This window comes from Clostridioides sp. ZZV15-6383, from assembly GCF_020657735.1.
Classification (GTDB): domain Bacteria; phylum Bacillota; class Clostridia; order Peptostreptococcales; family Peptostreptococcaceae; genus Clostridioides; species Clostridioides difficile_D.
In genome coordinates this window covers 1-274 of sequence record NZ_JAGWCV010000204.1, presented here as the reverse complement: position 1 = coordinate 274, position 274 = coordinate 1, and the positions used below count along the sequence as shown (strand labels likewise).

The window sequence follows — 274 nt, the reverse complement described above, 5'->3', positions numbered from 1 at the left end:
GCATATTTGTGAACTTGCAAAGAATTTACCTACCTTTACAATTTGTCTACCATACCAATTAGCCTTGTATTCTAATTGACGAATAAATTCTGACCATGACACATCAGAAATTAAGCGAGATAGTTTACGATTTTTAATCATATCCTCTGTAAATCTTCTATGCAAATAATATCGTTCTCTTTTATTAGTTTAGTAGATAGTTTTTGTAGAAAATCATTTCTTTGATTAGCTATATGTTCTTGAAGTCTTGCAACTTTTAATCTTGCTTTATTCC

At 29.2% G+C, this 274-nt stretch carries 1 pseudogene; it reads right to left on the bottom strand.

The window, feature by feature from the left end:
• Window positions 1-274, bottom strand: a pseudogene (locus tag KGF42_RS19470) (RNA-guided endonuclease TnpB family protein); the annotation flags it as partial.